The organism is Candidatus Frankia alpina (assembly GCF_902806485.1).
GTDB classification, from domain to species: Bacteria; Actinomycetota; Actinomycetes; order Frankiales; family Frankiaceae; genus Frankia; species Frankia alpina.
The window spans coordinates 1-727 of the sequence record NZ_CADCWT010000533.1; the positions used below are offsets into that span (position 1 = coordinate 1).

The 727-nt window shown below is 66.2% G+C and carries 1 protein-coding gene; it reads right to left on the reverse strand.

The features are described from left to right. A partial coding sequence (locus tag G6R25_RS24360; protein ID WP_235949554.1) for an IS5 family transposase occupies positions 1-635 on the reverse strand: 635 nt, incomplete at its 3' end. Between the last annotated feature and the right edge of the window lie 92 nt (positions 636-727).

Sequence of the window (727 nt, forward strand, 5' to 3'; positions counted from 1 at the left end):
CTCTGCCCGGCAGGCTTACGGACGATGTCCACCGTGGTGCGCAGCACGGTGCCGGCCCAGTCGACGAACCTCCCGGCGAACCCGCCGTCAGCAAAGACATACCGGGTACTCGGGCAGTCGAAATACAGGTCCACCAGCAGCGGCCGGCCGCCGTCACGGTCCTGCACCGACGCCGGGCGCACCAGCACCGCCAGCAGCAGACCCAACGTGTCCACGGCCACGAATCGCTTGCGGCCGTTGACCTTCTTCCCTGCGTCGTAGCCACGGCTGTCCCGCCCGACCGTGGGCGCACCCTTCACCGACTGGAAGTCGACCACCCCCGCCGACGGCTCGGGATCCCGGCCTTCGAACAGACGGACCTTCCGACGAAGAGCGGTGTTGATCCGCACGGTAGTGCCGTCCTTCCGCCAGCGGCGGAAGAACCCGTACACCGTCTCCCACGGGGGGAAGTCCGACGGCAACGCTCGCCACGAACAGCTGTTCCGCGCCATATACAGGATCGCGTTCACGATCTCCCGGCGGGGATGGGCCTCATGACGCCCGTCCTTCGACGGAGCCGGCAGTTCGGGTTCGATCTGCGCCCACTCGGCATCGGTCAGATCCGAGGGATAGTGGTGTGTCCGTGCCATGACCAGCCCCTGCCGCCCTCACCCCCACCCAAACCCCACCATCAACATCCACACCAGCATCCGGTCACGATCCGCACACAAAAGAAGATCCAAAACAA